Origin of the sequence: Micromonospora sp. NPDC000442, from assembly GCF_042898635.1 — a bacterium.
GTDB lineage: Bacteria > Actinomycetota > Actinomycetes > Mycobacteriales > Micromonosporaceae > Micromonospora.
Window position 1 is genome coordinate 280,105 of sequence record NZ_JBIAYZ010000003.1, and the last position, 21,850, is coordinate 301,954.

21 protein-coding genes are annotated in these 21,850 nt (G+C 72.2%); 16 read left to right on the plus strand and 5 right to left on the minus strand.

Going from position 1 to position 21,850, the window contains the following annotated elements:
• The first annotated feature begins 62 nt into the window (after window positions 1–62).
• From ACFY2A_RS06240 to ACFY2A_RS06250, 3 genes are all read left to right on the plus strand, one after another.
• Window positions 63–470, plus strand: coding sequence for a hypothetical protein (locus ACFY2A_RS06240; RefSeq protein ID WP_363917682.1), 408 nt, complete (start codon window positions 63–65; stop codon window positions 468–470).
• Window positions 470–679, plus strand: coding sequence for a DUF6186 family protein (locus ACFY2A_RS06245; RefSeq protein WP_363917684.1), 210 nt, complete (start codon window positions 470–472; stop codon window positions 677–679). Before ACFY2A_RS06240 ends, ACFY2A_RS06245 begins: the two co-directional genes overlap by 1 nt.
• A gap of 536 nt (window positions 680–1,215) precedes the next feature.
• On the plus strand, window positions 1,216–2,559 hold the full coding sequence (locus tag ACFY2A_RS06250) for an MATE family efflux transporter (RefSeq protein ID WP_387169148.1): 1,344 nt from the start codon (window positions 1,216–1,218) through the stop codon (window positions 2,557–2,559).
• Here ACFY2A_RS06250 and ACFY2A_RS06255 read toward each other — a convergent pair whose 3' ends face one another.
• Window positions 2,560–2,871: a hypothetical protein gene (locus ACFY2A_RS06255; protein WP_387169151.1), complete on the minus strand. Its 312-nt coding sequence runs from the start codon at window positions 2,869–2,871 to the stop codon at window positions 2,560–2,562. It abuts the gene before it with no gap.
• Window positions 2,872–3,015: 144 nt separating this feature from the next.
• On the opposite strand from ACFY2A_RS06255, the gene truB reads away from it, so the two are divergent.
• The 6 genes from truB to dapB all read left to right on the plus strand — a co-directional run bounded on the left by truB (window position 3,016) and on the right by dapB (window position 10,279).
• Entirely contained in the window at window positions 3,016–3,900 is an 885-nt protein-coding gene (truB, locus tag ACFY2A_RS06260; RefSeq protein ID WP_387169154.1) for a tRNA pseudouridine(55) synthase TruB, read from the plus strand.
• Window positions 3,901–3,959: 59 nt separating this feature from the next.
• A complete protein-coding gene (locus tag ACFY2A_RS06265) occupies window positions 3,960–4,889 on the plus strand; it encodes a bifunctional riboflavin kinase/FAD synthetase (protein ID WP_387169157.1) in 930 nt (309 codons plus the stop codon).
• 193 nt (window positions 4,890–5,082) lie between these two features.
• Window positions 5,083–5,352, plus strand: coding sequence for a 30S ribosomal protein S15 (gene rpsO / locus ACFY2A_RS06270; RefSeq protein WP_099847095.1), 270 nt, complete (start codon window positions 5,083–5,085; stop codon window positions 5,350–5,352).
• 221 nt (window positions 5,353–5,573) lie between these two features.
• Window positions 5,574–7,940 (plus strand): polyribonucleotide nucleotidyltransferase, encoded by a 2,367-nt coding sequence (locus ACFY2A_RS06275; protein WP_387169160.1) that lies wholly within the window; start codon window positions 5,574–5,576, stop codon window positions 7,938–7,940.
• A gap of 134 nt (window positions 7,941–8,074) precedes the next feature.
• Window positions 8,075–9,442 (plus strand): M16 family metallopeptidase, encoded by a 1,368-nt coding sequence (locus ACFY2A_RS06280; RefSeq protein WP_387169499.1) that lies wholly within the window; start codon window positions 8,075–8,077, stop codon window positions 9,440–9,442.
• Between the two features lie 72 nt (window positions 9,443–9,514).
• Window positions 9,515–10,279 carry a 4-hydroxy-tetrahydrodipicolinate reductase gene (gene dapB, locus ACFY2A_RS06285; RefSeq protein ID WP_363917135.1) on the plus strand — a complete coding sequence of 255 codons (765 nt, stop codon included), beginning with the start codon at window positions 9,515–9,517 and terminating at the stop codon, window positions 10,277–10,279.
• Window positions 10,280–10,316: 37 nt separating this feature from the next.
• Here dapB and ACFY2A_RS06290 read toward each other — a convergent pair whose 3' ends face one another.
• Entirely contained in the window at window positions 10,317–10,898 is a 582-nt protein-coding gene (locus ACFY2A_RS06290) for a GNAT family N-acetyltransferase (RefSeq protein WP_363917137.1), read from the minus strand.
• Window positions 10,899–10,933: 35 nt separating this feature from the next.
• Here ACFY2A_RS06290 and ACFY2A_RS06295 point away from each other — a divergent pair, with 35 nt between their 5' ends.
• A complete protein-coding gene (locus ACFY2A_RS06295) occupies window positions 10,934–12,238 on the plus strand; it encodes a glycosyltransferase family 87 protein (protein WP_387169501.1) in 1,305 nt (434 codons plus the stop codon).
• Here the strand turns inward: ACFY2A_RS06295 and ACFY2A_RS06300 are convergent.
• Window positions 12,134–12,688, minus strand: a complete 555-nt coding sequence (locus ACFY2A_RS06300; protein WP_387169165.1) for a GNAT family N-acetyltransferase — start codon at window positions 12,686–12,688, stop codon at window positions 12,134–12,136. The two genes, ACFY2A_RS06295 and ACFY2A_RS06300, sit on opposite strands and share 105 nt — an antisense overlap.
• Before the next feature lie 78 nt (window positions 12,689–12,766).
• Between ACFY2A_RS06300 and ACFY2A_RS06305 the strand changes: the two genes are divergently transcribed.
• The 6 genes from ACFY2A_RS06305 (at window position 12,767) to ACFY2A_RS06330 (ending at window position 19,584) form a co-directional block, all read left to right on the plus strand.
• Window positions 12,767–13,996 (plus strand): DNA glycosylase AlkZ-like family protein, encoded by a 1,230-nt coding sequence (locus ACFY2A_RS06305; RefSeq protein WP_363917141.1) that lies wholly within the window; start codon window positions 12,767–12,769, stop codon window positions 13,994–13,996.
• Window positions 13,993–14,616: a DUF2752 domain-containing protein gene (locus tag ACFY2A_RS06310; RefSeq protein ID WP_387169170.1), complete on the plus strand. Its 624-nt coding sequence runs from the start codon at window positions 13,993–13,995 to the stop codon at window positions 14,614–14,616. The genes ACFY2A_RS06305 and ACFY2A_RS06310 overlap by 4 nt, the downstream gene beginning before the upstream one ends.
• A gap of 124 nt (window positions 14,617–14,740) precedes the next feature.
• Window positions 14,741–15,484 carry an FAD-dependent thymidylate synthase gene (gene thyX / locus ACFY2A_RS06315; protein WP_363917691.1) on the plus strand — a complete coding sequence of 248 codons (744 nt, stop codon included), beginning with the start codon at window positions 14,741–14,743 and terminating at the stop codon, window positions 15,482–15,484.
• Between the two features lie 78 nt (window positions 15,485–15,562).
• Entirely contained in the window at window positions 15,563–16,489 is a 927-nt protein-coding gene (gene dapA, locus ACFY2A_RS06320) for a 4-hydroxy-tetrahydrodipicolinate synthase (protein WP_363917143.1), read from the plus strand.
• A 52-nt stretch (window positions 16,490–16,541) separates the two neighbouring features.
• The gene (locus tag ACFY2A_RS06325; protein ID WP_387169173.1) at window positions 16,542–18,233 is read left to right on the plus strand and encodes a ribonuclease J; all 1,692 of its coding nucleotides are present in this window, start codon (window positions 16,542–16,544) and stop codon (window positions 18,231–18,233) included.
• A gap of 166 nt (window positions 18,234–18,399) precedes the next feature.
• Window positions 18,400–19,584: a S1 family peptidase gene (locus tag ACFY2A_RS06330; RefSeq protein WP_387169176.1), complete on the plus strand. Its 1,185-nt coding sequence runs from the start codon at window positions 18,400–18,402 to the stop codon at window positions 19,582–19,584.
• Window positions 19,585–19,630: 46 nt separating this feature from the next.
• Here ACFY2A_RS06330 and ACFY2A_RS06335 read toward each other — a convergent pair whose 3' ends face one another.
• Together ACFY2A_RS06335 and ACFY2A_RS06340 are read right to left on the minus strand one after the other, a co-directional pair.
• The gene (locus ACFY2A_RS06335; RefSeq protein WP_387169503.1) at window positions 19,631–21,163 is read right to left on the minus strand and encodes a YbjN domain-containing protein; all 1,533 of its coding nucleotides are present in this window, start codon (window positions 21,161–21,163) and stop codon (window positions 19,631–19,633) included.
• Window positions 21,164–21,279: 116 nt separating this feature from the next.
• Window positions 21,280–21,759 carry a YbjN domain-containing protein gene (locus ACFY2A_RS06340; protein ID WP_363917149.1) on the minus strand — a complete coding sequence of 160 codons (480 nt, stop codon included), beginning with the start codon at window positions 21,757–21,759 and terminating at the stop codon, window positions 21,280–21,282.
• Window positions 21,760–21,850 lie beyond the last annotated feature (91 nt).

Here is a 21,850-nt window from a genome sequence, read left to right on the forward strand (position 1 = left end):
TTCAGGGTCGGCTCCGGGGCGTCGGCGCTTCGGCACCTGGACAGGGCGGGGAGAATCGGATGATGGAGCAGCCCCACGATCTCACCGTCGACGCCCCTCGCACCTGGGAGCGGCCGGTCGTCTGCGTACCGGTGCTTGTCGCTCTCTCACTGGTGGGCGGCCGCTTCTCGTCCTTCTCGACCGAGGCGAACGTCTATGTGTTCGGTGCCGGCGGGGTGCTGATCTGGCTCGGTTTGACCAAGCGGGTGCAGGCCCGCCCGGCCCCTGAGCGGTTGCGACCCGGCGCGGTCTGGTGGGCGCTGCCGGTGGTGGTCTTCGGGATCTTCGAGGGGGTCACCTTCATCGCGGCGGCCGGTGACGACTTCCCCACCTTCTCCCTGCTGGCCGACCCGCTGCTGGAGGACCGACTGGTCCGTTCGGCGGCCTGGTTGGTGTGGCTGTCGGCGTTCTGGGGACTGGTGCGGCGATGATGCGGGCACTGGCGATCGGCGGGTTCCTGGTCGGGTTGGCGCTGTTCGGGCTGATCGAGTGGCTGGCCCGACGGGAGGGCTCGAAGATCCCGACACTCGGCGAACTCTGCGCATACGTCATGCGGTACGAGGTCGGTCCGGTGCCGGTGGGCCGGATCGGGTTGTTCGGCTTCTGGTGGTGGATCGGCTGGCACTTCCTGGCTCGATGACGGGATTCGATCCGTCCAGATCGCGGGAACAGCGCGCACCATGTGGACCTGAACGATAACTTGGGAAACGGCTGGCGCCGCTTCGGCGCAGGTCAGGGGCGGAGCCATACCCGGTGCCGCTCCGCTCCAGGGTTGACCGACCCGGGCCACCAGGCCGCCCATCCGCCGCTCCGGCGACCCCGGAACCGGCTTTCGGGCGACAGTCGTAGCACCGCCCGTGACGCGCCGCCGCGCTCGGTGACGCGTGCCCTGGAAGGGGTTCACCATGGCCGCCAAGCCCAAGCCCGAGACCACTGACGAGGCCCGTGAGCAGGCCCGTCGCGCCCTGCAGACCTCCATGGACACCCGTCAGTGACGGTGTTCGACCGGTGGTGACGTCCCGCCGCCGACGCGTACGGCGTCACCGCCGGTCCGGTCCTCCTCCCGTGCCGCCGGGCTGGACCGCCGCTGCCCCGACCACCCGGGGGGAACGTTCGTCCGGGTAAGTGGTGGGTAAGCTTGCTCCCCTTACGCCTAACGTGCCACCATCGGCGGCGATGAGTCAGTCGACAATTGCCACCGGCCGGGTTGCGTCGCCGCGTCGAATCGCCGCGCTCGCCCTGCCCGCCCTCGTGGTGCTCGCCGCCGAGCCGCTCTACGTGCTCGTCGACACGGCGGTTGTCGGCCACCTGGGCCGGGTGCCCCTGGCGGCGGTGGCCGTGGGTGGCACCGTGATGACCCTCACCGCCTGGCTGGGGACCGTGGTCGCGTACGGCACGACCGGCCGCGCGGCTCGCCGGTTCGGTGCCGGGGACCGCGCCGCCGCGGTGGCCGAGGGGGTCCAGGCATCCTGGTCGGCCCTTGGCGTCGGGCTGGCGGTCGTCATCGGCATGCAGTTCGGCGGTGGTGCCCTCGCGGGTGCCCTGGCCGGCGGTGGTGAGGTGGCCGTCGCCGCCGCAGAGTGGCTGCGCATCGCCGCGTTCGGTGCCCCCGGGCTGCTGCTCGCCGCCGCCGGCAACGGCTGGCTGCGGGGTGTGCAGGACACCCGCCGGCCGCTGCTCTTCGTGGTCGGCCCCAACGTGCTCTCCGCGGTGCTCTGCCCGGTGCTGGTCTACCCGGTCGGCATGGGGCTGATCGGCTCGGCGGTGGCGAACGTGATCGCGCAGACCCTCTCCGGTGCCCTCTTCGCCGCCGCCCTGGTCGCCGAGCGGGTGGCCCTGCGCCCGCGTCCCCGGATCATCGGCCAGCAACTGGTGCTCAGCCGGGACCTGCTGATCCGCGGGGTGGCCTTCCAGGCCAGCTTCCTGTCCGCCACGGCCGTGGCCGCCCGGTTCGGTGCCGCCACGGTCGGCGCCCACCAGATCGCCGTACAGCTCTGGTTCTTCGCGGCGCTGGTGCTCGACGCCTTGGCCATCGCCGCGCAGGCGCTGGTGGGGGCGGCGCTCGGCGGTGGTGACGACGCGACGGCGCGGGCGCTGGCCCGCCGGATCGGCCGGTTGGGCGCGATCTGCGGTACGGCGTTCGCGGTGCTCGCGGCGGCCGGTGCCGGCGTGGTGCCCACCTGGTTCAGCTCCGATCGGGCGGTACACGAGCAGGCGCTGGTCGCCTGGCCCTGGTTCGCCGCGATGCTGCCGCTGGCCGGGGTGGTGTTCGCCCTCGACGGGGTGCTGATCGGCGCGGGTGACATCCGTTATCTGCGCAACCTCACCATGGCCGGCGCGCTCGGCGGATTCCTGCCGGCGATCTGGCTGGCGTACGCCCTCGACCTGGGCCTCGGTGGCATCTGGGCCGGGCTGATGCTGTTCACCGTCATCCGCCTGATCGGGCTGCTGCTGCGACTACGCAGCGGTGCGTGGGCGGTGACCGGCGCGGTCCGCGGCGAGGAGCGCGTTGCCGCCTGATCAGGCCTGGCTGTAGAGCGCGTAGATGAGTAGCACCAGGGCCAGACTCACCACGAAGGAGACGAGCATGGCGATCACCTTCACGGTGTTCGGGTAACGGTCGCGGAGGCGTCGTCGTCCCTGCCAGGCCCACCAGCGGCGCCGGACCGTGCCGGCCCCGGGCAGAGCGGCCACCCCCTCGGCGATCCGGACGCCGAGCGTGCGTCTCGGCGGCGGTGGATCCAGCATCCAGTCCGGCAGTACGCTGGGCTGGTCGGGCGTACGCAGACGGACCGAATCGTCGGGCCGGCGTGTTCGATCGGGCGTGGTCATCTCGTTCTCCCCGTGGCCTGCCGGCGCGGCACTCACCGCCGCCGATGTGCCCATCGTGTCAGGGAGATACCAACGCGAACATCCGATTTTCGGCGGCCCGTCCGGTGCTCGGGGCGGCAGGCCGGTCTGGCAGGCTTGCACGCCGTGAGCACAGACGGCCTGATCGTGGTGGACAAGTCCGGCGGTATGACCTCGCACGACGTGGTCGCCCGGATCCGCCGGCTGGCCCGGACCCGACGCGTCGGTCACGGCGGGACGCTCGATCCGATGGCCACCGGGGTTCTGGTGATCGGGGTGGGCCGGGCCACCCGGCTGCTGACGTACGTGATCGGTGCGGACAAGAGCTACGCGGCGACCATCCGGCTGGGGCAGGCCACGGTCACCGACGACGCGGAGGGTGACGTGATCGCCACCACGCCCGCCGGGATGCTCACCGACGAGGCGGTCCGGGGCGTTCTGACCGGAATGACCGGGGAGATCGACCAGGTACCGAGCGCGGTGAGCGCCATCAAAGTCAACGGGCAGCGGGCGTACAAACGGGTCCGTGAGGGGGAGAGCGTCGACCTGCCGGCCCGGCGGGTCACCGTCTCCCGGCTCGACGTGCTGGCGATCCGGCGTGACCGGCCCGACGTGGTCGACGTCGACGTCGACGTGGCCTGCTCGACCGGGACGTACATCCGGGCGATCGCCCGCGACGCCGGCCTGGCGCTCGGGGTCGGCGGCCACCTGACCGCGCTGCGTCGTACCGCCGTGGGTGGGTTCACCCTGGCGGAGGCCCTGACCCTCGACGAGCTGGAGCGCCGCGCACCGGACGTGGTGGGGCTGCCGCTCGCGGCCGCCGCCGACCGGTTCTTCCCCCGCCGGGACGCCACCGCCGAGGAGGCGAAGGTGCTCTCCCACGGCGGTCCGCTCGACCCGGTCGGCCACACCGGGCCGTACGCGGTCTTCGATCCGGCCGGCGGGCTGATCGCTATCGTCAGCGAGCGGGCCGGCCGGGCCCGCGCGGAGATCGTGCTCGCCCCGGCCTGATGCCGGGTGCCCGACGGCCGACCGCCGACGGTCGGGGCCAACGACAGCGGAGGAGCAGCATGCAGCGGTGGCGGGGGTACGACGCGGCGCCCGGTGGCTGGGGACGGTCGGTCGTCACCATCGGCGTCTTCGACGGTGTGCACAAGGGGCACCAGGCGACGATCGGGCACGCCGTGGCCCGCGCCCGTGAACTCGGCGTGCAGTCGGTGGTGGTCACCTTCGACCCGCACCCGGCCGAGGTGGTGCGGCCCGGTTCCCATCCGGCCGTGCTGACCGAGCCGTCCCGCAAGGCGGAGCTGATCGAGGCCCTCGGTGCGGACGTGCTCTGTGTGATCCCGTTCACGCCAGAGGTCTCCCGGTTGTCGGCCGAGGCGTTCGTGCACGACGTGCTTGTCGAGCACCTGCACGCCGCACTCGTGGTGGTGGGCGAGAACTTCCGGTTCGGCCACCGGGCCGCCGGTGACGTGGCGCTGCTGGAGCGGCTCGGCCGCACGTTCGGCTTCGCCGTCGAAGGGGCGCCGCTGGTGGCCGCGGCCGGCACGGTCTTCTCCTCGACGTACATCAGATCCTGCGTCGACGCGGGTGACGTGACCGCAGCGGCCGACGCGCTCGGCCGCCCACACCGGCTGGAGGGTGTGGTTGTCCGCGGTGACCAGCGCGGGCGTGAACTCGGCTACCCGACCGCGAACCTGCTCTGCCACCGGTACGCGGCGGTCCCGGCCGACGGCGTCTACGCCGCCCGGATGATCCGTCGGGGGCAGCGGCAGCCGCTCGCCGCCGCCGTGTCGATCGGCACGAACCCGACCTTCTCCGGCCGGGAGCGGCGGATCGAGGCGTACGCGCTGAACTTCGACGGCGACCTCTACGGCGAGCGGCTGGCGCTGGACTTCGTGGCGCATCTGCGCGGGCAGGCCCGCTTCGACTCGATCGAGCCGCTGATCGCCCAGATCGCCCAGGACGTCGAGCGGACCCGCCGGGTTCTGGGCTGACCGGTCACCGACCCGCCCGTGGCCCTTGACCGCCCGGGTCGGGTGGGTGCTGGTAGGCTGGCTGAGACGTCGGCTGACCGACGTGGGGCCTCGCCTGCCTGCTCGACGCCGCGGGTGCGAGGACCGTCCGTCACCGGTGCCGTAGCCCGGCCCGACGGACCGCATTGAGACAACCCACCAGAACAGGGAGAACATGGCGCTCGACCAGCAGTCCAAGGCCAAGATCCGCGAGGAGTACGCGACCGCCGAGGGTGACACCGGGTCGCCCGAGGTGCAGGTCGCGGTCCTCACCAAGCGGATCGCCGATCTCACCGAGCACCTGAAGGTGCACAAGCACGACCACCACAGCCGCCGTGGGCTGCTGCTGCTGGTCGGCCGTCGCCGCCGGTTGCTCAACTACGTTCAGAAGAAGGACATCAACCGCTACCGGTCGCTCATCGAGCGGCTCGGCCTGCGCCGGTGACGTGACGGGGGAGTGGCCCACCAGGTCACTCCCCCGTCGGCGTCCCAACCGAGAAACGGGCCACGACCACCCAGACAAGGGAGCGTCGGCGTACCGGTCTCCGGTAGTGGCCTCCGGGCACCCTGGCATCCCGCCGGTGGTCCCGGGCGCTTCGATCGAAGACCGGCCGTCCGCACAGCTCCCGCGTCGTGGCCCCCGATGCGAAGGAGCATTGAAGCAGCATGACCGAGACCAAACTCGGCACCGAAACCCGCACCGCCGTGATCGACAACGGGTCGTTCGGCACCCGTGAGATCACCTTCTCGACCGGCCGGCTGGCCCGACAGGCCGCCGGGTCCGTCATCGCCCAGCTCGGCGAGACGGTCGTCCTCTCCGCCACCACCGCCGGCAAGCAGCCGAAGGAGCAGTTCGACTTCTTCCCGCTGACCGTCGACGTGGAGGAGCGGATGTACGCCGCGGGCCGCATCCCCGGCTCGTTCTTCCGCCGCGAGGGTCGGCCCAGCGAGGACGCCATCCTCACCTGCCGCCTGATCGACCGGCCGCTGCGCCCGTCGTTCGTCAAGGGCCTGCGCAACGAGGTCCAGGTCGTCGAGACGATCCTCGCGCTCGACCCGCAGCACCCGTACGACGTGGTCGCGATCAACGCCGCGTCGATGTCGACCAAGCTGTCCGGCCTGCCGTTCTCCGGCCCGATCGGCGCCACCCGGATGGCCCACGTGGACGGCCAGTGGGTCGCCTTCCCGACCCACGAGGAGCTGGCTCGGGCAACCTTCGACATGGTGGTGGCCGGCCGGGCCCTCGTGGACGGCGACGTCGCGATCATGATGGTCGAGGCGGAAGCCACCGAGCACACCGTGAAGCTGGTCGCCGGCGGGGCACCCGCCCCGACCGAGGAGGTCGTGGCCAGCGGCCTGGAGGCCGCCAAGCCCGCCATCCGCGAGCTGTGCCGGGCGCAGAGCGAGCTGGCCGAGGTCGCCGCCAAGCCGATCGCCGAGTTCCCGGTCTTCCTGGACTACCAGGACGACGCGTACGACGCGGTCGTCGAACTGGCCCGCGCCGACGTCGCCGAGGCCCTGCAGATCGCCGGCAAGGCCGACCGCGAAGGGGCCCTGGACGCGATCAAGCTGCGTGTGCAGGAGGAACTCGGCTCTCGCTTCGAGGGCCGGGAGAAGGAACTCTCCGCGGCCTTCCGCTCGCTGACCAAGTCCGAGGTGCGTAGCCGGGTGCTGCGCGAGCAGGTCCGCATCGACGGTCGCGGTCCGCGTGACATCCGCCCGCTGAGCGCCGAGGTGGGCGTGCTGCCCCGGGTGCACGGCTCGGCGCTGTTCGAGCGCGGCGAGACCCAGATCCTCGGCGTCACCACGCTCAACATGCTGCGCATGGAGCAGGCGCTGGACACCCTCTCCCCGGAGAAGTCCAAGCGCTACATGCACAACTACAACTTCCCGCCGTATTCCACCGGCGAGACCGGCCGGGTCGGCTCGCCGAAGCGTCGCGAGATCGGGCACGGTGCCCTCGCGGAGCGGGCGCTGATCCCGGTGCTGCCCTCGCGGGAGGAGTTCCCGTACGCCATCCGGCAGGTCTCCGAGGCGCTCGGCTCCAACGGCTCCACCTCGATGGGCTCGGTCTGCGCCTCGACGCTGGGCCTGCTCAGCGCCGGTGTGCCGCTGAAGGCACCGGTCGCCGGCATCGCCATGGGCCTCATCTCCGACGAGGTCGACGGCAAGACCCAGTACGTCACGCTTACCGACATCCTCGGTGCCGAGGACGCCTTCGGCGACATGGACTTCAAGGTCGCCGGTACCCGTGACTTCGTCACCGCGTTGCAGCTCGACACCAAGCTCGACGGCATCCCGTCGGACGTGCTGGCCGCCGCGCTTCAGCAGGCCCACGAGGCACGGCAGACGATTCTCGACGTGATGCAGCGGGCGATCGAGGCTCCGGCCGAGATGTCCGACTACGCGCCCCGGGTGACCACCGTGAAGATCCCGGTCGACAAGATCGGCATGGTGATCGGCCCGAAGGGTCAGACCATCAACGCCATCCAGGACGAGACCGGCGCCGAGATCTCCATCGAGGACGACGGCACCATCTACGTCGGCGCGACAAACGGCCCGTCGGCGCAGGCCGCGGTCGAGCGGATCAACGCGATCGCCAACCCGACCCTGCCCAAGATGGGTGACCGGTTCCTCGGCACGGTGGTGAAGACCGCTCCGTTCGGCGCGTTCGTCTCGCTGCTGCCGGGCCGCGACGGCCTGCTGCACATCTCCAAGGTGGGCGACGGTAAGCGGGTCGAGAAGGTCGAGGACTTCCTCAACGTCGGTGACCGGGTCGAGGTCGAGATCGCCGACATCGACCAGCGCGGCAAGATCTACCTGGACAAGGTCCGCCCGGAGGGTGCCGAGGCGCCGGACGCCGCAGCCGGCGAGGAGCGGCCCGCCGGCCGCGACCGGGGTGGCGACCGGGGTCCGCGTGACCGGGGCGACCGCGAGCGCGGTGGCGACCGGGGCGGTCGTGGCCCCGAGCGTGGTGAAGGTGGCGAGGGCGGCGGCGACAACCGTCCCCGACGCCGTACCCGGCACAGCTGACCAATGAACCGCTGACCGGCCGGGCGACACCGTCGCCCGGCCGGTTCGTCAACTCGTCCACCGCCTCGTCGTACTGGAAGCAGGTTGCCGTGAGCCGCACCCGGCGTTCGTCACTCCCCACGATCACACCTGGGGTGACACCGCCCGGTGCCGGCCGACGTGCCACCGCGACCGCCCGGGCCGCCGGTGGGTCGACCCGGGCGGTGACCCGGACCCTGAGCGACGATCCGCTGGGCGGCACGGTACGCCGCACGGTGCTGCCGAACGGGCTGCGCGTACTCACCGAGGCGATTCCGGCCATGCGCAGCGTCTCGTTCGGCATCTGGGTGGCCGTCGGCTCGCGGGACGAGACCGGCCCGCAGGCCGGTGCCGCCCACTTCCTGGAACACCTGCTGTTCAAGGGCACCCACAAGCGGAACGCGCTGGAGATCTCCTCGGCGATCGAGGCCGTGGGCGGCGAGACCAACGCCTTCACCACGAAGGAATACACCTGCTACTACGCCCGGGTGCTGGACGAGGACCTGCCCCTGGCCATCGACGTCATGTGCGATTTGGTCGCCGACTCGGTGCTGGAGCCGGCCGACGTGGAGACCGAGCGCGGCGTGATCCTCGAAGAGATCGCCATGCACGACGACGAGCCCGGCGACGAGGTGCACGACCTGTTCGCCCAGGCCGTCTACGGTGACCATCCGCTGGGCCGGCTGATCTCCGGCACCGCCGACACCGTCACCCCGATGACCCGCCGGCAGATCCAGAGCTTCTACCGGCGACGCTACGTCGCACCCCAGATCGTCATCGCCGCCGCCGGCAACCTCGACCACACCGCCGTGGTGCGGCTGGTCCGCCAGGGACTGCGGGGCACCCCGCTGGACACCGACCCGGCGGCGCCCGCGCCGCACCGGCCGGCCACGCCCCGGGTACGCACCCGGGCCGCTTCCACCGTCGTGGAGGAGAAGGAGACCGAGCAGGCGCACGTCGTGCTGGGCTGCCCGGGCATCGACCGGCTCGACGAGCGCCGCTTCGCCCTCGGCGTGCTCAACAACGTGCTCGGCGGAGGCATGTCCAGCCGGCTGTTCCAGGAGATCCGGGAGCGCCGTGGCCTCGCCTACTCCGTCTACTCCTACGCCAGCCAGTACGCCGACAGTGGCCTGTTCGGCGTCTACGCCGGCTGCGCCCCGGGGCGGGTCGACGAGGTGCTGGAGCTGACCCGGGCCGAGTTGGCGCGTACCGCCGCGCACGGCATCACCGAGGCGGAGCTGGCCCGGGGCAAGGGGATGAGCAAGGGCTCGTTCGTGCTCGGTTTGGAGGACACCGGTTCCCGGATGAGCCGGCTGGCCAAGGGCGAGTTGCTCTACGGTGACCTGGTGCCGGTCAACGAGTTGCTGGACCGGGTCGACGCGGTGACCCTCGACGACGTCAACGGCCTCGCCGCCGAGCTGCTGGACCGGCCGATGTCCCTCGCCGTCGTCGGTCCGTTCGCCGGCCGGAACTTCAACGCCTGATCCTAAGGCCGACCGGGTGCGTGCGGTGCACCCCCGGGGTGTCCGCGTCCCGATTGGGATAGGTTGTGCCGCGTGACTGACGAGCAGGAGAAGGGCACGATCAAGGTCGGCGTGCTGGGCGCCGGCGGCCGGATGGGTGCCGAGGTGTGCCGGGCCGTCGAGGCGGCCACCGACATGAAGCTGGTGGCGACTGTCGACCAGGACGACTGGCTGGTCAGCGCCGCCGATGCCGGGGCGGAGGTGCTCGTCGACTTCACCACCCCCGACGTCGTGATGGACAACCTGCACTGGTGCATCGACCAGGGCATCCACGCGGTGGTCGGCACCAGCGGCTTCACCGAGCAGCGGATCGAGCAGGTGCGCGGCTGGCTGGCCGGCCGGCCCGACGTGGGCGTGGTGATCGCCCCCAACTTCGGCCTCGGTGCGGTACTGATGATGCAGTTCGCCGCCCGCGCCGCCCGCTACTTCGAGTCGGTCGAGATCGTCGAGCAGCACCATCCGCGCAAGCTCGACGCGCCCAGCGGCACCGCCATGCACACCGCGCGCCTGGTCGCGGCGGCCCGCGCCGAGGCCGGCCTCGGCGCGGTGCCGGACGCCACGAAGGACGAGATGGGCGGTGCCCGCGGTGCCGACGTCGACGGGGTACGCGTGCACGCCGTGCGGGCCACCGGACTCGTCGCCCACCAGGAGGTGCTCTTCGGCACCACCGGCGAGACGCTGACCATCCGGCACGACTCGTACGACCGGGTCTCGTTCATGCCCGGTGTGCTGCTCGCGGTACGCGCGGTGCGGAACCGGCCCGGCCTGACCCTCGGCCTGGACGCCCTGCTCGACTGAGCGACTGCCGGCCCCGGCCGGCGACCGGCGGGTCTGGTCAGCCGGCCTGGGGCGGTTCGGTGGGGACGGCGACGTGCAGGCGCAACTGGGGGACCAACATGTCGTCGACGTCGAGCGCGCGTCCCGCGCCGTCGGGTTCCCAGCCGGCGGTGGTGAGGAACTTGCGGGACGCCTGGTCGCCCTCGAACACCCACGCCACCGCCCGGTCGAAGCCGGACTCCCGCCACAGGTCGACGCTGGCGGCGAGCAGCCGGGAGCCGTGCCCGCGTCGGCCCCAGCGGGGCTCGACCAGCAGGTCGGTCACCGCCACCACGTCCGCGCCGAGCGCGTCGGACGGTTCGTTCGGTGCCAGCGCCTCGGCATCGGCCGGACCGGAGGCGGCGAAGCCCACCAGATACGATTGCTCGGCCTGTTCGACGGCGACCAGCACCCGGTGGGTGCCGCCGGGCGGCTGGCGCACCGAGGCGTCCCAGCGTTCGGCCAGCAACGCCTCGTCGAGGCCGTCCAGCACCTCCCGGGGCAGCAGTCGCCGGTAGGCGACCCGCCAGGTGGCGAGCTGGATGCGGGCGATCTCGGCGGCGTCCTCCGGACGCGCCGGGCGGACGTACCCGAGACTCATGGCACGACAGCCTACGCAGGGTGAGGGAGGCGACGGTGGCGCAGGGTGCCAGGCGGACGGTCGGACAGGTCGCCGCGGTGATCGTGCTCGCCGTCGCGGTGGCCGGGTTCCTGTCCGTGGCGGCCGTTCGGCACGGCTTCTTCGACCTGCAGGTCTACCGGGGCGCCCTGGTGTGGTGGGTGCACGACGGCGGGGAGATCTACGACTACCTCAAGCCCGGCACCCAGTACGGCTTCACGTACCCACCGTTCGCCGCCCTGGTGATGCTGCCGATGGCGTACCTGTCCTGGCATGCGGCGATCGTGGTGAGCGTGGCCGCCGGCGTGGTGACCAGCGCGGTGCTGATCTGGTGGCTGCTGGATCCGGTGTCCCGGCGCGCCGGCTGGACGCGCTGGTTCGCCTTCGCGGTGGCGCTGTGCCTGGTCGCCGCCTTCGAACCGATGCGCGAGACGATCAACTTCGGCCAGGTCAACACGCTGCTGCTCTTCCTGGTCGCGGTGGATCTGCTCCGGCTGCTGCCGGGTGGCAGCAGATGGGCCGGGATCGGCATCGGCCTGGCCACCGCGATCAAGCTCACGCCGGGCATCTTCATCGTCTACCTGCTGGTGACCCGGCGCTGGCGCGCGGCGGTGACCGCGTCAGGGGCCGCGACCGCCGCGACCATCCTCGCCGCGGCCCTGTTCCCGGACGCCTCCCGGGAGTTCCTGACCAGCGCGCTGTGGAACACCGGGCGCGTCGGTGAGCTGGCCTTCGTCTCCAACCAGTCGCTGCGGGGCGTGGTGGCCCGGCTCGACCCGCAGAGCCCCAGCACGCTGGCCTGGCTGCTGCTGGTCGTCGCGACGCTGGTGCTCTGGGCGTGGCGGTCCCGGGCCGCGGCGTCCGTGGGCGACGAGGCCACCGGGCTGGCCCTGACCGGCGCGGTGATGTGCTTGGTCAGCCCGGTCACCTGGGTGCATCACCTGGTCTGGCTGCTGCCGGGCCTGCTGCTGCTGGTGGACCGGGGCATGGCCGCACCGCCGGGTGGCCGCCGCCGTCGGACCCTGCTGGCCTGCGCGACCATCGGGTACGCGTTCCTGATCAGCCGGATCGTCTGGGCGTGGGAGGAGGACTTCACCGGTCTGGACGGTTTCCTGTTCGGCAACACCTACGTCTGGATCAGCCTGGCGTTGCTGGCCTTCCTGCCCGTGCGTCCGGTCCCACCCCGGTCGCAGTCGGATCCAGCGTCGTCGTCGGATTCAGCCGCCGTCGAGGCGGCCGGTGTACCGCAGCTCGACCAGCCCGATCGACGGTCGCCCGCCGGACAACGGCACCGGATAGGTCGACCGCTCACCGTCCGGTGACAACCCGGCCCGCTCGTAGAACCGGCGGGCCCGGTCGTTGTCCGCCAGCACCCAGAGCCGGTACTCCGTCCAGCCGGATTCGCGCAGGCCCGCCCGGGCCGCCGCGAACAGCGCCCGAGCGGTGCCGTCACCCCAGTGGTCGGGCGTGACGTAGAGGCTCACCACCTCGCCGTACGCCGGGTCGAGGTCACCGCGATCCTGGTTGTTGCGGTACGGCCCGAAGGTGGTGAACCCGACGAGCGTGCCGTGCTCCTCGGCGAGCAGGGTGGTGAACGGATGATCCGGGTCGGCGGTGCCGAGGGCCCGGCGGCGCTGCGCCCAGGCGACCGGGTTGAGCCGGTTCAACACCTCGTCCGGCATGATTCCGGCGTAGCCGGCCTGCCAGCCGCGTACGTGCACCCGGGCCACCGCCTCGGCGTCGTCGGGCTGCTCACGGCGGATGCTGGGCATGGAAGTAGTTCTAGGCCGCCAGGGCGGGCAGGTCCAGTGTCCGCACCGATGTCGTACGCCTGCCGTAGCCTGCCTGCGATGGCCGCACCGGAATCGCTCTCGCTCGCCCAGGCCCGCCGCGTCGCGTTGGCCGCACAGGGCTTCGCCGATCCGGCGCCCACCGGGGCGCCCACCCGCCGGCACCTGCGTCGGGTGCTCGACCGGATCGGCTTGATCCAGATGGATTCGGTAAACGTGCTGCAACGGGCGCACTACCTGCCGCTCTACAGCCGGCTCGGGCCCTACCCCACCACTCTGCTCGACTCCGCCGCCTACCGCCGGCCCCGTGAGTTGTTCGAGTACTGGGGCCACGAGGCGTCGTTGGTGCCGGTCGCCCTGCATCCGGCGCTGCGCTGGCGGATGGCGCGGGCACACGCCGACGCCTGGGGCGGGATGCGCCGCATCGCCGCCGAGCAGCCGGCCCTGGTCGCCTGGGTACGCGACGAGGTGGCCGCCCGGGGGCCGCTCACCGTGGCCGAGATCGAGCACGACGTGCCCCGCCAGACCGGCAACTGGGGGTGGAACTGGTCGGCGGTGAAGCAGGCCCTGGAATACCTCTTCTGGGCCGGCGAGGTGTGCGCGGCACAGCGCACCACCTCGTTCGCCCGCCGCTACGACCTGCCCGAACGGGTGTTGCCGGCGCAGGTGCTGGACGCGCCGACGCCGACCGACGCGCAGGCGTACCGCACCCTGGTGGGCGTCGCGGCCCGGTCGCTCGGGGTGGCCGCGGAGCCGGAGCTGCGCGACTATTTCCGGCTGCCGGTGGCCGGCGCGAGGCAGGCCATCGCCGAGTTGGTCGAGGCGGGAGAGCTGCGACCGGTCACCGTGCAGGGGTGGCGGCAGCCGGCCTGGTTGCACGCCGAGGCCCGGCTACCCCGCTGGGTGCGCGGCAACGGCCTGGTGAGCCCCTTCGATCCGCTGGTCTGGGAGCGCGCCCGCACCGAGCGGCTGTTCGGCTTCAGCTACCGCATCGAGATCTACGTGCCCGCACCGCAACGCGTGTACGGCTACTACGTGCTGCCGTTCCGCCAGGGCGAGCGCTTCACCGCCCGGGTCGACCTGAAGGCGGACCGCAAGTCCGGGGTGCTGCTGGTGCCGGCCGCCTGGGTCGAGCCGGGCGTCGACCCGGGGGAGACGGCGATCGCCCTGGCCGCCGAGCTGTACCGCCTGGCCGATTGGCTCGGCCTGGACACGGTGGCGCCGCCGGCCGCCGGTGACCTCGCGGCACCGCTGGCCGCCGCGTTGGTGGGCGTGGCCGGTGTACGGTGAGGTCCGTGACGAGCGTTGACCGATCGGACGCTGCCCAACCGCACCCCGCCATGGAGTCGTGCGCTTCCGGCGGCACACCGGTCCCGGCCGGGCATCCACACGGTGCGCCGGTGGACGGGGCCGCGCAGGGCGACTGGGCGGCTGCTTACCCGGCCGGCTATCCGGTGGTCGAGTCCGACCGGCTCACCCGGTTCGTGACCCGGATGCACGCTCGCACGCCGCGCTGGGTGGTGCCGTTGGCCGCGGTCGGCTGTGTCGCCGCCGGCATCGGGTACACGCTGCTCAGCGATCCCACCCGATCCGCGCCCGACGCCCTGCCGACCTGCCTGCTCAAGATGACCACCGGGCTGGACTGCCCGGGTTGCGGCGGCACCCGCGCGCTCTGGTACGTGCTGCACGCCGATCTGCCGGCCGCCGCCCGCCACCACTTCCTCTTCGTCTTCGCGCTGCCCTTCCTGGCGTACCTCTTCGTCGCCTGGGCCGGTCGGCAGGCGTTCGGTTGGCGGCTTCCCGAGCTACGCATCGGCCCGAAGCTGATCGGCGGGTTCCTCGCCGCCTGGCTGGCCTTCTCGGTGGTCCGCAACCTCCCCTGGCCCCCCTTCACCGCCCTCTACGTCTAGGTCCGAACCCTCAGCATTGCTCCGCGGGTGGCTGTCGACGTGACATACCTCGTGGTCTGTTCGCCGTCCGGCCCGCCGGCCGCTGCCCGCTGCCCGGTCCGCTACAGTCCCAGGAATGCCGGAGATGGTGCAGCCCCAGGTCAAGCTGATCGCGTGGACCCACTTCGATCCGCCGGAGGACGTTCCCTGGTCGACCGATGCCGACGGGGGGCAGGCGCTCGCGGAGTTCGCCGGGCGGGCCTGCTACCAGAGCTGGAAGAAGCCGAACCCGGCGACGGCGACGAACGCCGGGTACCTGGCGCACATTCTGGAGGTCGGCCACCTCTCGGTGCTGGAGCACGGCTCGGTGAGCTTCTACTTCACCGGCGTGTCCCGCTCGTTCACCCATGAGCTGATCCGGCACCGCCACTTCTCGTACTCCCAGCTGTCGCAGCGGTACGTGCCGGAGCGGGACGCCGCGATGGTGGAGCCGACGGTCATCGCCGACGACCCGGAACTGCACAAGCGGTTCGTCGAGGCCGCCGAGGCGAGCGTACGGGCCTACAACGAGCTGCTGGAGGGGCTGGAACGGCGCTTCGCCGACGTGGCGAACCCGACTCTGCGGCGCAAGCAGGCCCGCCAGGCGGCCCGCGCGGTGCTGCCGAACGCCACCGAGACCCGCATCGTGGTGACGGGCAACTATCGGGCCTGGCGGCACTTCATCGGTATGCGTGCCACCGAGCACGCCGACGTGGAGATCCGTGAGCTGGCGGTGGAATGCCTCCGACAGTTGCAGCGGGTCGCGCCGAACGTCTTCGCCGACTTCACCATCTCGACGCTGCCCGACGGCACGGAGGTGGCGCAGAGCCCGTACGCCCAGGTGTCCTGAACGGCGTCCGGCCGCCCACCCGGGGGTGGTGAGGCCTTCCCCGGTGGCCGGCCGTCGGCCGTCCGATAGGTTGTCACCATGACGCACGACCACCTCGACGCTCCGGTTCGAACGGCCTCCCGTCCGTTCGGCCGGGTGCTCACGGCCATGGTGACCCCGTTCACCGCCGACGGGGCGCTCGACCTCGACGGCGCGGCACGGCTGGCGGATCATCTGGTCGCGGAGCAGGGCAACGACGCCCTGGTGGTCAACGGCACGACCGGCGAGTCACCGACCACCACCGACGCCGAGAAGGAACGCCTGATCCGGGTCGTGGTGGAGGCGGTCGGCGACCGGGCCCGGGTGGTGGCGGGGGTCGGCACCAACGACACCCGGCACACCATCGAGCTGGCGACCTCGGCGGAGAAGGCCGGTGCGCACGGGCTGCTGGTGGTCACGCCCTACTACAGCAAGCCGCCGCAGGCCGGTCTGCTGCGCCACTTCACCGCGGTGGCCGACGCCACCGGGCTGCCGGTGATGCTGTACGACATCCCGCACCGCGCCGGTGTGGCGATCGAGACCGAGACCCTGGTCCAGCTCGCCGAGCACGGCCGGATCGTCGCGGTCAAGGACGCCAAGGGCGACCTGACGGCGACGAGCTGGGTGACCAGCCGGGCGGAGCTGGCGTACTACAGCGGCGAGGACTCGCTCACCCTGCCCGCCCTGGCCGTCGGCTGCGTCGGCGTGGTGGGCACCTCCACACACTTCACCGGTGCCGAGACCAAGCGGATGATCGAGGCGTACGACACGGGGGACACGGCAACCGCACTGGCGCTGCACCGCCGCCTGCTGCCGCTGTTCACGGGGATCTTCCGTACCCAGGGCGTGATCCTGGTCAAGGCTGGCCTGGCGGTGCGGGGCCTGCCGGGTGGACCGGTCCGTCCGCCGCTGGTGAACGCCACCGATGGCGAGATCGCCCAGCTGCGCGCCGACTGCGCGGCGGCGGGCCTGCCGCTCCCTGAATGATCAAACGACACGACGGACGCCGGGTGACGGCGTCGCAGAATGAGGTGAACGCGTGACCGAGGCGCACAACGAGGAGGCCCAACTTCCACCGCCGCTGCCGGAGGGCGGACTGCGGATCATACCGCTCGGCGGGCTCGGCGCCATCGGCCGGAACATGACCGTCTTCGAGTACGACGGCAAGCTGCTGGTCGTCGACTGCGGCGTGCTCTTCCCGGACGTGGAACAGCCCGGTGTCGACCTGATCCTGCCGGACTTCGGCCCGATCCTCGACCGGCTCGATGACATCCAGGCGATCGTGCTGACGCACGGCCACGAGGATCACATCGGTGCGGTGCCCTACCTGCTCGCACACAAGCCCGACATTCCGCTCGTCGGCTCGCAGTTCACCCTCGCGCTGGTGGAGGCGAAGCTGGCCGAGCGGCGTATCCAGCCGTACACGCTGACGGTGCGGGAAGGCGGCCGGGAGCGGCTCGGCCCGTTCGAGTGTGAGTTCTTCGCGGTGAACCACTCGATTCCCGACGCGCTCGCGGTGGCCATCCGGACCCCGGCCGGGCTGGTGCTGCACACCGGCGACTTCAAGATGGACCAGCTGCCGCTGGACGGCCGGATCACCGACCTGGCCGGCTTCGCCCGGCTCGGCGCCGAGGGCGTGGACCTGCTGCTGTCGGACTCCACGAACGCGGAGATCCCTGGCTTCGTCACGCCCGAGCGGGAGATCGGTCCGGTCCTCGACGCGATCTTCGCGAAGGCCCGGGGCCGGATCATCGTCGCCTCGTTCGCCTCCCACGTGCACCGGGTGCAGCAGGTCTTCGACTCGGCTCTCGAGCACGGTCGCAAGGTCGCTCTGATCGGTCGGTCGATGGTCCGCAACATGGGCATCGCGCGGGATCTGGGCCTGCTGAACATCCCGGCCGGCCTGGTCGTCGGGCTCGACGAGGCGACCTCGATGCCGCCCGAGCAGATCGTGCTGATGTCCACGGGTTCGCAGGGTGAGCCGATGAGTGCCCTGGGCCGGATGGCCAGCGGTGATCACCGGCACATCACCATCGCACCCGGCGACACGGTGGTGCTCGCCTCGTCGCTGGTGCCGGGGAACGAAACCTCCGTCTACCGGGTGATCAACCGGCTGGCCCGGGCCGGTGCGGTGGTCGTGCACAAGGACGTGGCGAAGGTGCACGTCTCCGGGCACGCCCCGGCCGGGGAACTGCTCTACCTGCTGAACGTGGTCCGGCCCAGCAACCTGATGCCGGTGCACGGTGAGTGGCGGCACCTGCGTGCGCACGCCCGGCTGGGCATCGAGTCCGGCGTGGCGGCGGACCGGGTGGTGCTCTGCGAGGACGGCGACGTGGTCGACCTGGTGGAGGGGCGGGCCAGCCTGGTGGGTCACGTCAAGAGCCGGTACGTCTACGTCGACGGCCTGGCCGTCGGCGACGTCAGCGAGTCACTGCTCACCGAGCGGCGCATCCTCGGCGACGGTGGCTTCATCGCCGCGACCGTCGTGGTCGACTCGGTCACCGGCAAGGTGGTCGCCGGTCCGACCGTCTCGGCCAAGGGCTTCTCCGAGGATCCGGGGGCGTTCAACGCGGTGATCCCGCTGGTGACCGAGGCGCTCAACCGGGCCGCCGCGGACGGGATCACCGACCCGCACCAGCTCCAGCAGATCGTCCGGCGCACCGTGGGCCGCTGGGTCAACGACGCGTACCGTCGTCGCCCGATGATCGTTCCCACCGTCGTCGAGGTCTGAACACCGCGCGTACCGGACCGGTTCCGATGGGCCACCGCACCCGGCGGGTGGTGGCCCATTGGCGTCAGCAAATCGATTGATCGGCGTGCGAGTTCAACCGTTCGAGCGGTTTGCCCGTACTCCGAGCCGGCAGGCGTGACCGCGCCAGCCGGGAGGAGCATGGCGGATGGACCGCAGACGATTGACAGCCATCGGTGTCGCGGTGGCGGCTCTGGGCGCGGCGGCGGCCGTCGCCCTGCCGTCGTTCGCCGGTGACGGTGGCGCGCCGGTCGGCGCACCGACCAGCGGGGCGGTAGAGGGCGCCGACCCGGACGTGGTCGAGGCGATGCGACGGGACCTGCGGCTGGACGAGTCGCAGGTGGCCGCGCGACTGAAGACCGAACGCTGGGCCTCCGGGGTGGTCGACCGGCTCCGGGCGGACCTCGGCGCGGCCTACGGCGGCAGCTGGCTCAGCGCCGACGGCAGCGAACTCAACGTGGCGGTCGCCGACGAGGCACAGGCACAGCGGGTCCGGGCCGCCGGGGCAGTGCCGAAGGTGGTCGAGCGTGGGGTCGGCCAGCTCGACACCCTCAAGACCCGGATGGACCGTACCGCCGCCCGCGCCCGACAGGTCTCCGGCTGGTACGTCGACGTCGCCTCGAACACCGTCGTGGTGCTCGCGGAGCCGGGCGCGGAGGCGGCCGGGTGGCGTTTCGTGGCCCGCGCCGGCGTGCCGCGGACCGCGGTGCGGATGGCCACCGAGGAACAGCCACGGCTCTTCGCCGACGTACGCGGTGGCGAGCCGTTCTTCGTCGGCAGCGGCCGTTGCTCGGTCGGCTTCGCGGTGACTGGTGGCTTCGTCACCGCGGGACACTGCGGGCGGGTCGGTGCCCGCACCACCGGTGCCGACCGGGCACCGCAGGGCGTCTTCCGGGCCTCGTCGTTCCCCGGTGACGACTGGGCCTTCGTGCAGGTCAACAACAACACCAGGGTGCTGCCGGAGGTGACCGACTTCCGGGGCGGGGTGGCCCGGGTGGCCGGTTCGCAGGAGGTGCCGGTGGGTTCGTCGATCTGCCGCTCCGGCTCCACCACCGGCGTCAGCTGCGGCACCGTGCAGGCCCGCAACGCCACCGTCCGTTACCCGGAAGGGCTGGTCAGCGGGCTGGTGCGGACAAACGTCTGCGCCGAACCCGGTGACTCCGGTGGCTCGTGGATCTCAGGTAACCAGGCGCAGGGCGTGACCTCCGGTGGATCCGGCGACTGCGTCCGTGGTGGCACCACGTTCTACCAGCCGGTCAACGAGATCCTCCAGCGCAACAACCTGACCCTGCTCACCACGCAGAACTTCCGCGCCCTGAGCAGCCGGCGCTGATCCGCCGATCCCGGCCGGGTGCTGTTCCGCGCCCGGCCGGGACGGGTCAGGGTAGGGCGGCGACCGCCGCCGCGTACGCCACACCGGTGCGGACCGCCGCGTCGACAAGCACCGCGACCTGATCCGGAGCGACACCGTACGCCAGGTCGGTGGTCACCTCGCCGGCCAGCACCAGCTCACCGTCGCCCGGATCGTGCACGTACGCCTTGGGGAGCAGCCGGTCCCGGTTCCACGCGTTGCAGAAGGCGTACGCCTCGGTGCGCCGGGAGGCCGCCAGCCGACGCCCGGCCACCACCCGGGCGTGCAGGATGTCGTGGCGTTCTCCGGCCCGCCGGAACTGGATCACCGCGTCGCCCCAGCGTCCCAGCACCGTGCCGGCGGCGTCGACGGTGTAGCCGTCACCCCGCCGGTCCAGCGCGTCGGTGATCATGGTCACGGTCAACGCGCCGACCTCGTCGCCGGCCAACTCGGTGCCACCGCCGTCCGGTCCCGGCCGGTCGTCGGGCTCCCCGTCCGGCCCGAACTCGTCGGCCGACTCGAACTCCTCGTCGGCGGGCAGCGGCACCGCCGGGGCGAGCGGACGCTCGGCCAGCCAGGCGGCCATCCGGCCGGACTGGTGCCCGGTGCCGTTGCGGGCGTCGAAGCTACCGGCCAGCGTGGTCGCGACGGCGAGCAGTTCGGCACCGAGCTGGCCCACCGTGACCTCTGCCGCCGGTCGCCCACCGTACGCCGGCCGGCGCACCACCCGGTCGGCGGCCGTCTCGCCCGCCAGCGCGCAGACCAGCGCCCCCGCCGCGGCGAACTCCATTACGGACAGATCCTCGTGCGGCCGGTCCAGTCGGGGCAGCTGCTCGACGACGATCTCCACACCGCGGTCGAGGTACCCACCGAGTGCACAGAAGCGCAGGTGGGTGGCGAGGTAACCGAAACCGTCGGGTTCCGCCCGGTGCCGCCGGTACGCCCGTACGTGCGCGCGGCCCGCCCGCTGCGCGTGGCCCGCCCACAGCCAGGGCAGCAGCGCCGCGGCCAGGGCCGCCTCCGGCTGGGCGGTGCAGCCGGCCGGCGCGTCGAGCAGCGGATCGAGCACGTCGAGCGCGGTAGCCCAGTCACCCCAGCCGGCCAGCAACTCCGCCTGCCGTACGGGCAGGCAGTCGGGGCACCCGGCAGCCGGGTCGGGTGCCCCGGCCCGCCACCGTGCCAGCCAGCGTCGGGCGGCGGGCTCGTCGCCCACGTGGTCGGCGATCCGGCACCGCAGCTGCGCCACCAGCGCCGCGTTCGCCTCGCCACCTTCCTCGGTGAGCCCGTGCAGTACGCCGCGAGCCTGGTCCAGGCCGATGCGCGGGGTGCCGAGCAGCGCCTCGACGGCGTACCGCCGATAGCGGCGCAGCGTGTCGTCGTCCGGTTCCGCCGCACGCAGGCAACGCCGGACCGGCTCGAACAGCCGCCACCGTTCGCCGCCGCGCAGGTGCGTCTCGACCAGCTCGGACCAGGCGTCCAGGGCGGTTCGCCGATCGCCATCCGCCTCGGCGAGAGCGGCTATCCGTTCCAACTCGCCGACGCGCACCTCGCCGTCGGGCATGTCCCTCGCGTCGGCGAGGGCGGCGGCGGTCCGCCGGTCGGTGCGTACGCCGTCGGCCGCCCGGCCGCTGACGTGGGCCCGGCCGCGGCTCCTACGGCCGCCGGGGACCGGCCCCGTCACGGGCGTCCCGTTCCCGCGAGCCGGCCCACCTCGTCGGCCAGCCGGCAGCCGGCCGAGATGCCCCGGTCGAGCAGCCGGTCCAGTTGGTGCGGGGTGACGCCCCTCTCCAGGTCGGTGATGACCTCGCCGCAGACCCGGGCCTGACCGGCGTCGTCGACGTGCACGAACGCCTTCGGCCAGAACCGGTCACGGTTCCAGGTGTTGCAGAAGTCGTGCAGCCGCGGCACGTCCTCGACCGCGAAGGCGGGCGCGGCGACGGTGCGTACCTGGAGCAGTTCCCCGGCGTCGCCGGCGCGGAGGAACCAGATGTGCCCCTGCGCCCACCTGCCCACCAGCGCACCGTCGGCGTCGTCGGCCACGGTGTCGCCGCGGTGGCTCAGCACGGCGGAGACGAGCTGCCGGGTCAGCGGCCGCAGCGTCGACGGATGACCCGCCAACGGGTCGCCGGCACGGTCCTCGAATTCCGGCGACCCCATCGGACACTCCCTCGCGAGGCGAATATCACGGCAGGCGGCGGGGACCACGTTGCGACACGCGGAGCGACCACGATGACCGGCCAATCACCCG